Raw genomic sequence first — 8,850 nt, 5'->3', positions numbered from 1 at the left:
CCGTTCCAGCGATCCTGATCTTGATGTGTCTCCCGGATAACGAGGACCAGTGGATGGAATTTTCCGAAGACTCGCTTCTTCTCCGCAAGTGCTGCTACTTCACGACCGTGACAGGGCCTCKGATCGAGAGTGAGAACACGACGCGGCAGATCAGCTTCCCTCGTCGCAACCTGCTGAACGTGTMGTCGTTGACGACCATCCTCGACGACAATCGAAAGCGGCTCGAAGCCGCCTTCTCAGCGTTCGCGGAGTGACGCCATGGACGCGACCAAGCAATCCATCATGCGCTACCTCGTTCGGCAGGGATGGACGCAGCAGACGAGCAGGGACGGGGCGCTCACCCGGTTCGTGCGCGCCGAAGACGACGGACGTCCCGCCGTGAACATACGGCAGCCGGGAGGAACTTGAACTTACCGGTGCGGACGTCATCGTGGACGTTCCGGCGGAGCTAGGGCCACTGGTCAGATAGACGGCGGTCTCCATCTTTGAATATTTCCGGAATTCGGTAGCGGATGGTTGCAGGCAGAGTCTCACGATTAAATGCAAAACGACACGTAACCGCAACGGATGATGACCCAACCCGGCGCATAAGTGACATCGACCAGCACACGCACGGTCTTGTCTGCGGCATTGGATTGCGCGGAATCCATGCCTTTCCAACCGTTAAGTCTTCTTCAAGTCCTCCAGGTCTGAAGTGAGGCGAGCTTAGCCGGAAATCTGGAGATCGGCCCAAGCACTACTGCATAGGATCAGAGAACGGCGACGTTTTCAGCTTTCGACTTTCCGGTCTTGCGATCCTGGCCGACATCGTAACTGACCTTGTCGCCTTCCCGGAGCGAGCCGCCGCGCTGAAGAGCAGACACGTGAACGAACACATCCGCTCCGCCGCTCTCGGGAGTGATGAAGCCAAACCCCTTGTCGTCATTGAAAAATTTAACCGTACCTGTCGCCATATTGAGTTCCTTTTCGGATTGTGACGCGACCCTATAGCTCGATTGACTCGTGATCAATGGTTTTCAGTTTTGCAGCCTGCCGCTTTTTCAAAACTTTCAATCGAAGAGCCGAGCCGCTTGCGTGACACGGCCTCGGAAGCCGTCGTTTGCGTTAGAATCAGGGCTGTTCCCGAAGTGTTTTGATGAAATCCGCTAGCGGATGCACTGACAGGGTTGTTGCAAGGAGCGGTTCAAGAGCTGCGGCGATCGCCCGGCAATCATCGGCTGAAAGAGACCGGAGGTTGGAGACCACTTTGTTATAGGCAGGCGTCCCACGCGAAGCGATGGAGCGATTTATAACGAATTGCTCCAATTCTCCGTCCAATCGTTCCACGAACAACGCAAGCGATCCCCCGTCGGCAGCAGCCGCGCTGTCAGAAACGGATTTGAACATATATCCTCCCTCGATGATCGTTGCAGTGCGCTATCATAGCGATATCCTGGGACCAAATGCGCGAAGCCATCGGTTTCCTTGGTTTAAAGCAATCGATATTTCCTGATCATGAGGATTGAGCCGATATGGAAATCATCTTGACGGCAGGTTTGATTGCAGCCGGTGTTATTTCCGGCCTGGTGCTGATTACAGCTATTATTTTCCTCTCGTTTCACTGGGAAAAGAGGGCACGGCGGCGAGCGCGATCCGCGACATCGCAGGAAGGTATCCTGAGCGGCATCCAGTTCGAGCGCACCGAGGGCGGGGCGTGGCCGACGTCGCAAGGAGACGGAGGGGCGCATCATTGAACAGGCGCCTGCTCTGATGAAACCGGCAGCTGATATCATAGAGAAGGCGGAAGCCGCGATACGAGACGCATTTGCATGCGTCGCCCTGGGTGGCGGCGTCGGTCTCAATGAGGCGCAGGCGCTCGACGACTACTCGAGCGACGAGGTTCGTGCCGCATGTCGGGCCGATGATGAGAAGAATGATTGGGCCGCAATCACAATAGAGGCCCTGAACAATCACTCCGGCAGCCCGTCGTTTTTTGATGCGGAAGGAATGCGATTTCATCTGCCCGCATATCTGATTGCCGATCTCGACGATGACTATAAACACGAGTTCGCACACCACTTACTCGGGTCTTCAGAGAAATTTTGCCTGCTTACGCCGGCTCAGCGGAATGCTGTGGAATTCTATCTGGAAACCATTCGTGAGAAGGAGAATATGGCGTCCTACCGCTACGATATAGAAAGAGCGCTGGAAGAGTGGGGGTTATAAGGCTTGGAGCTGAACGAGGCTCCCATCCGCATTTCAGACGACAAGGAAGTAGCACGCGGCATCGAGGAGACTGAGCCTTTTGATCATTTGCTCACCAACCGTCCGAGGAAGCGGCGCGATTTCCCGGGTATTCACGAGCCCTGACGGCAGCATGATTGCGATCGCAAGTACCCTTCCTCTGCTCACAAACCCTCCTGGCCGGGCGAGTTATATGGGGCAGCGGATATGTCAGCGTCTGGCCCTTCATCACCGCGGTGAAGCAAGCCCTTTCGCCGTCTTCGACCGTTTGCATCTGCCCATCAACGACGTGAGCTTTCATCCTTTCGATCCGGTTATTGCCGTGGCAGCCGGTAGCTATGACGGCGGCTACCTATTCGAGGGCGAATTATTTCTTTGGGATTGGCAAGAGGATCGGTCCTGGCCGGTGGCCAGGGACGTACCGGAAGTCGAAAGCTGCAGCTTCAGTGAGGACGGAAAGCTGCTCGATATTCTGGTCCGGCCTTGGAATGAAGAATGGGGAGAGGGGGATGACCCGTTCGACCGGGTTTATCCGCTGAGCCTGCCCTATGGACAGTCCGGTGCGGCGGACACGGCAGACGTCGAGATTGACCCCGGTCAGACGATCGTCCGGCACACGCTCGAGTTTGCGAAACCTGATCCCGATCAGCACGAGACGATAGAGAGACAGCTGAGGGCGTGGTTTGGAGTCGATGAACTTTCAAGCCGAGGCGCGATCTGGGACGTCGCCTGGCTGGATGATGCCAGGATAGTGGCGGTTCACAATGATTGCCTGCTCGAAATCCATGATGTTGCGAGTGGCGGCGTCATCAGCTTCAGGGAAGACGGACGATACGGGGCGGACATTCTGCGGACGTTGCCTCCCGTCATCGGGGTATATGACGTTGCGGGCTGGCAGGTACGGCATTCACGGCTATTGGCGCTTTCCAACGACAGCCTTTCGGAAATCGCAACTTTCGAAGGTTGCTATAATTTCGCTTCCTCAAAGGATGGATTGGTGCTCGGACGACTGGATAGACATCGGGTGGGAGGGGCAAAAGCCGACGTCATTGTGGATCCTAAGACAAGCGACGTGCGCTTCGCGGATCTCGGCCACTATGATTGTTTCAACCACTTCCTGGGAATTGATGGAGCGCCCGATCTCTTCATTCTTCAGGGGAGACCTGAGACCTCGCATGAGAACAAGCGTCTCTGCCGTGTCCAGCCAGACGGCGCTGTCGAGCCGCTTTGGCCGGTCTTGAGAGCAGACGGCAGTCACGCCAGCCATGCAATGGAATGTCTGGGCTGTTACGTCGAGGATGAATTGGGGCCTGGCATAATCATGACTGGGCGGCATTACGATCCGGACCCGAACAAAGGCAAAAGAGGGTTTATCTTCCGCCGACCGATCGCGAGCGGCGATGCTGTAGGTGGCAGCCTTCGCTCCAGATGGTTGAGACATGCCGGAGCGGACCAGGAGATTTGGCGCTTTGCCACCACCGCCAACGCAAGCGCCATCGTATACGCTCGAAAAGAAGAGTTGATCCTTGTGGCTTTTCTGGACGGCACGCTCTCCCTGCTGAATGCAGCAGACGGGGCGGTGGTGATCACCGGACACGTAACGATCGAAGGTCTTCCGACGGTTATCTACTGCATGGATGCGGCTGACGGTTCTTTGGCCGCTGGGACTTTTGACGGCCGTATCGCCGTCATCCCGTTCGGCCAGCTCCGCAATGGAGGGAGTACCGGACGTATAGAATTGGCATAGGCTGATGCAGACCGTCGGGGACAAGCTGAACCAACCGGGGAAAATGGTCTTGCCATCGCAGATATAGGCTGTAGTCACTCTTACAACTCGATCGTGGAACTCCCCTCATCGACAGCTCAATCGGGATGCCCATCCCGGCGGTCAATATTCAATTGTGGAATTTTCGATGTTTGATCTCATTAATTCGCGCCGGAACGGCCTGAGCGCGTTGGTTTTCATCGCTGCTCTCGACGGTGGCGCCGCCATCGCCGCCGATACGAGCTCGATGTTTTATGACGCGGCGCTGTGTAAACCGCCCTATACGCTCACCTCGGCGACGGCCGTCTATGACGCGGCGGAAAAGCTCGCAAAGCCCGATACATCCTTGCTGGGCGCTGCGATCTACAAAGTTCCGCATCAGATCGGCCGAGACGGATTTGAAAGCGATGAAGTGTTTTTTGCCAGTTCGGCGACCGGCGTTTTGATCAAGGGTCTGCAGGCTGACAAATTGGCGGCGAAATATCATCTGAAGCGCGAGACCTCGAACCTTTTGGGCGCTTCGAGCAAGGGCTATGCACGCGCGCTCGCGGCCAATCTGCAGCCTCCGGCCGGTCTCGCTAGCCCAGGCAACGTATCGATTGTCGCGCGCGAGGGCGGGGACCTGGGAGACAAGACCTTACTGGCATGTGAATTTGTCCCGGACTGAAAGTTTCAGAGGAGCGAGCGAAGTTGGGTCCGTTGCGAAGCAGCCAGCTATGATCTGGTTTGATGCAATTTTGGGCAGGCCTGTGGATGATGAAACGCTGCAACGCGGAGTCGCCGCAATGCTCGACATTGCTCTTGATCGTGTCGTCGTAGTTCACAGCATCAGCGAGATCKGGATGTTTCTGGTGACCTGCGTGGTCCAATCGTCGACGGTGGAAGACTATTCTCAGATCATCTCAATCTATTCAGCGGAACATGCTGCCCGTGCTATCCTGGAGAGCGCCTGCCGCCTTGCTGTGGCGCTCGACAGGTCGATGCTGCTCGCAGACGATGAAACAGCAAATCCATATTCGTTTGTGCATATATCCAATGCCGGGCAGCACTCAGTCGTGCTGCTCGACCCTGACGAGCTCGACGAGAAGGATCGCTATGTGATCCGATAGTCTGAGCTGGTTGGGGCCCATCAACCGAGCCAGCCGATCCGAACGCTGTTAAACGCGAACACAACAGCCTAATCGTCTCCCTATGCGCGCTCGATTTTACCGACCCTCACTCATTCAATCTGAATCTCGAACAGTCCAGCGATATTCCCTCCCGGGCGTGGCTTACGATTTTCTTATAATCTTCTCGGAACGGAGCAACCAGCTGCGATTCCAAAGAGGTCAAAACACCCTGCAATACCGCCCATTCGCTTGGGTGCACAAAACTTTCATTGCCTGGCGGGCTATTGTTGTCGGCAACCTAGCGGGAAAGAAGCTCGAAAAGCACGATTGCTTCCTGGCTGGTTAGACTGACTGAGATTTTAGTGGGCTCTTCATAATTTGTCGTCCGTGCACCATTGCCTTCACCGTAGTGTCTGGGATCCACTGCGTGGCGATCATGCGTTGCCTTCCCATTTGACACTGGAACCTTATTTCTCGCGAGTCAGGCAAATTCATCTATGCTTTGCGAGAACGAAGGGGGAAGATATCCCATGACCTTTTATAACGCCCTAAGGTGTTTTGGCCTTGTTGTCATGATTGGTATCATGGTGAAAGGCTTTTGGGGTGCCACTCGGCTCGAACCTCTCGAGCAGCCTGACAACCCGCAGAGCGACGGCGCCCCACCCGCCTGATCAGCAGCAACGTCCGCAAAATCGGCATTTTCAATGTCGAGAAGCTGGTACCGTCCAAGGCGACTTATTCGATCCCCGAAAGCGGGCAAAAACCATGATCGCAGCCTACGTTTTTTGCGCCGGCCTGTGGATGATGTCTGTCGGCTTTGGCTATTGCCGTTATCAGGCAACCCGGCAAGCCAGTCACCGGTGGTTCGTCATTTCAAGTGGATGGGCCCGTTGTCGCTCGCTAAGGCGATCGTTCTGGCGGCCGCCTCATGGCCCCATCCATCAGAAAGCGTGTGGTCAGGGATACATCAATGCGCTAAACGATATGATGACCTGCACGTCGCGAGGTATACAGCAGCGACGTAGGCAGCGACCAGCAATGTGGCTGCTCGCCACGCCTTGTCCAGGAAACAAGTCCGCCCGCTTACGGAAGGGATTTTGTCGAACGCCATAAGCGAATCGTTATCGAGTCCGACTAGCCCATCTGGTCCACCACCAGCGTCCCCGCGGGGAGCGGTTTGATCAACGACTTTGCGGAAACCGTCGGATCGAGCCAGCCGGCCCATGCGCTGCGCTCCAGGATGACGATCTGACGGTCATGGTAGGGCGCGATGTCTGGTCCCGGTTCCATCGTCAGCATGGTGAATGCTTGGCCGACCTCCGGCGTTTCGCGCCAGATGCCGGCGATGCAGAAGATCGGCTCGTCCTTCTTCGTGAACAGCCACTTGTCCTTGCGCTTCTTTTTCGGGTCCTTCGGGTCGGTGAACTCGTAAAAGCCATCGGCAATGATCAGGCAGCGATTGGAGGTGAACTCGCGCCCGTCCGACCGGAAATTATACACCGGCCGCTTATTCTGTCCCGGCCAACTCCAGCGCCGCTGCACGAGCTCGGCCTCATCGCGGGCTCCCTCAATCGTCCTGACGATCGGACCGAGGTCGGTGATCTTGATGTCCTCACGCGCTTCGAGGTTCGGTATGCCTTCACCAAAGCGGATTTTGATCTTCAGATCGGCGAAGTCCTTCGCGATCGAAGCAGCATCCACCATCAGCCGATAATCATTGCACATGCGTCCCCCATTACAGGTTGGTTGCTTCGAAAAATCGTTCCTGATATGTTCTATCTATGATGAGCGCGAAGGTTTTCCAGTCTGACGCCCCGCTCAACGAGCGCCGCGTCATCATAAGACGCCATGACGGCGATGTGGAGATGGTGGAGCTGCCATGGGGGCTGCGTCCCCGCGACGGCGGCCCGCGCGCCGTCAACGTCGTCCGATCGGAAGGACGGACCTTTCCGACCCACCGCTGCCTGATCCCAGCCTCGGATTTTCGCCTCAAAAGCTTCAGCTTCTCGTTCGCCAATGGCGACTGGTTTTATTTCGCCGGGATCTGGCGTCCGGCGGCTGATGATTGGCCGGAAGCCTATGCCATCCTGACCATCGAGGCGAATGCCGATATCGCGCCGTTCCACGATCGGCAGATGGCGGTGCTGACACGCGACCAACGTATGGCCTGGCTCGACGGATTTCTCCCCGAAGAGGAAATCCTGCGGCCGCTGCCGGCGGGGACGTTCCGGATCAAGCGTCACGCCGGCGCGCCTGCCCAGCCGATACTGGCGGTTTAAAGAGCCAACCGCAGCTGCGGCTCCGTTCCGGAGCTCCGCCGCTCCAGCGACGACAGCGAGACACCGAGCAGGCGAATGCCCTTTCGCGGCGGAAAGATCGGCGCCAGCAGAAGGCTGACGATCTCTTCCAGGTCGGCGATGGCCGGCAGAGGTGCGGGAACCGTCTTACTGCGGGTGATCTGGTTGAAGTCGGCATATTTGACCTTGAGGGTCACCGTCTTGGCGCCGATCCCATTGGCCTCGCAATAACTCCACACCTTTTCGATCAACGGCTGAAGCCCTTCACGGGCCGGGTCGTAAGCATGGAGGTCTTGTGAGAAGGTATCTTCGGCGCCGACGGATTTGCGCACCCGGTTMGGTTTGACCTGGCGCTCGTCGATGCCGCGAGCAATGCCGTAAAAATATGGCCCCGACTTCCCGAAATTCTCGACGAGGAATTCGAGCGTCTGCTGCTTGAGATCGCCGCCGGTGTCGATCCCGAGCCGGTGCATCTTTTCGGCCGTCGCGGGGCCGACGCCATGGAATTTCTTGACGGGGAGGGCCTCGACGAAGGCCGGCCCATTCCTCGGCGAGATGACAGCCTGGCCGTTGGGCTTGTTGAGGTCGCTCGCCATCTTGGCGAGAAACTTGTTGTAGGAAATCCCGGCCGAGGCATTGAGCCCGGTAACCGCTTTGATCCTGGCGCGGATCTCCAACGCGATCTCGGTGGCGATCTCCATGCCTTTGAGATTGTGCGTGACATCGAGATAGGCCTCGTCGAGCGAGAGCGGCTCGATCAGCGGCGTGTATTCGGCAAAGATCTCGCGGATCTGCTGCGACACCGCCTTATAGACGTCAAAGCGCGGCGGCACGAAAATCAGGTCCGGGCATTTGCGCTTGGCCGTCACCGACGGCATCGCGGAGTGGACGCCGAAGACGCGCGCCTCGTAGCTCGCCGCCGCCACCACGCCGCGGGCGGCCGATCCACCGACGGCAATCGGCTTGCCACGCAAGTCCGGATTATCGCGCTGCTCGACCGACGCGTAAAAGGCGTCCATGTCGACATGGACGATCTTGCGCGGCCGCTCGTGACCTTCATCGTTTGTCATGACTGGCTTCCATCAGGAGCATCTATGTCGCCCAGACATGGGAAGTGCGCGCCGCATTTGTCACCTTCCGGCGTTTGCATGCGCTCGCAGCCCATAGCCATCCGACGGCGAAGGATCGCGAAGCTCACACTGCTGCCCAAACGCTTTCACCAACAGCTTGCGCTCGATCGCGGCATGCCGGTCACATCGGCCACAGCTGAATTCGATAACCGGCTCACGATAATCCTTCAATCTCAGATCACTCAACGGGCCTGGTCGGGCCATGCGAAAAAATTCCTAATTCAGCCATCGGATTGAATCCGTTCATGGAATCCACCAGGCCCGCATCCGCGCTCAACTTCAGCGCGTCGGGCGCACATTGACTCGTTTTTGCTTTGAGAACAAAT

General features: G+C 57.3%; 11 protein-coding genes and 1 pseudogene. 7 read left to right on the top strand and 5 right to left on the bottom strand.

The window, feature by feature from the left end; genetic code table 11:
* The coding region (locus tag QD357_RS30165; protein WP_414125734.1) for a DUF4365 domain-containing protein at positions 1-254 on the top strand (254 nt) is incomplete at its 5' end.
* Between the two features lie 495 nt (positions 255-749).
* Here the strand turns inward: QD357_RS30165 and QD357_RS30160 are convergent.
* On the bottom strand, positions 750-953 hold the full coding sequence (locus QD357_RS30160; protein WP_414125733.1) for a cold-shock protein: 204 nt from the start codon (positions 951-953) through the stop codon (positions 750-752).
* A 157-nt stretch (positions 954-1,110) separates the two neighbouring features.
* Positions 1,111-1,386, bottom strand: coding sequence for a hypothetical protein (locus QD357_RS30155; RefSeq protein WP_414125732.1), 276 nt, complete (start codon positions 1,384-1,386; stop codon positions 1,111-1,113).
* 125 nt (positions 1,387-1,511) lie between these two features.
* On the opposite strand from QD357_RS30155, the gene QD357_RS30150 reads away from it, so the two are divergent.
* From QD357_RS30150 to QD357_RS30130, 5 genes are all read left to right on the top strand, one after another.
* Positions 1,512-1,733 carry a hypothetical protein gene (locus QD357_RS30150; RefSeq protein ID WP_414125731.1) on the top strand — a complete coding sequence of 74 codons (222 nt, stop codon included), beginning with the start codon at positions 1,512-1,514 and terminating at the stop codon, positions 1,731-1,733.
* 16 nt (positions 1,734-1,749) lie between these two features.
* Positions 1,750-2,205, top strand: coding sequence for a DUF6714 family protein (locus QD357_RS30145; RefSeq protein WP_414125730.1), 456 nt, complete (start codon positions 1,750-1,752; stop codon positions 2,203-2,205).
* A gap of 151 nt (positions 2,206-2,356) precedes the next feature.
* A complete protein-coding gene (locus QD357_RS30140; protein ID WP_414125729.1) occupies positions 2,357-3,970 on the top strand; it encodes a hypothetical protein in 1,614 nt (537 codons plus the stop codon).
* A 166-nt stretch (positions 3,971-4,136) separates the two neighbouring features.
* Positions 4,137-4,655: a hypothetical protein gene (locus QD357_RS30135; RefSeq protein ID WP_414125728.1), complete on the top strand. Its 519-nt coding sequence runs from the start codon at positions 4,137-4,139 to the stop codon at positions 4,653-4,655.
* 49 nt (positions 4,656-4,704) lie between these two features.
* Entirely contained in the window at positions 4,705-5,097 is a 393-nt protein-coding gene (locus QD357_RS30130) for a hypothetical protein (protein WP_414125727.1), read from the top strand.
* 1,134 nt (positions 5,098-6,231) lie between these two features.
* Here the strand turns inward: QD357_RS30130 and QD357_RS30125 are convergent.
* Positions 6,232-6,822 carry an SOS response-associated peptidase gene (locus QD357_RS30125; protein ID WP_414125726.1) on the bottom strand — a complete coding sequence of 197 codons (591 nt, stop codon included), beginning with the start codon at positions 6,820-6,822 and terminating at the stop codon, positions 6,232-6,234.
* Positions 6,823-6,878: 56 nt separating this feature from the next.
* Between QD357_RS30125 and QD357_RS30120 the strand changes: the two genes are divergently transcribed.
* A complete protein-coding gene (locus QD357_RS30120) occupies positions 6,879-7,376 on the top strand; it encodes an SOS response-associated peptidase family protein (RefSeq protein ID WP_414125725.1) in 498 nt (165 codons plus the stop codon).
* On the opposite strand, the gene dinB is transcribed toward QD357_RS30120, so the two are convergent.
* A complete protein-coding gene (gene dinB, locus QD357_RS30115; RefSeq protein ID WP_414125724.1) occupies positions 7,373-8,464 on the bottom strand; it encodes a DNA polymerase IV in 1,092 nt (363 codons plus the stop codon). The genes QD357_RS30120 and dinB overlap by 4 nt on opposite strands.
* Positions 8,461-8,728: pseudogene (locus QD357_RS30110) on the bottom strand (hypothetical protein). The gene dinB and the pseudogene QD357_RS30110 overlap by 4 nt, the downstream one beginning before the upstream one ends.
* Positions 8,729-8,850: the final 122 nt, after the last annotated feature.

Source organism: Rhizobium sp. BR 317 (assembly GCF_047445835.1).
Classification (GTDB): Bacteria; Pseudomonadota; Alphaproteobacteria; order Rhizobiales; family Rhizobiaceae; genus Rhizobium; species Rhizobium paranaense.
This window is presented reverse-complemented; position numbering and strand designations above follow the sequence as displayed.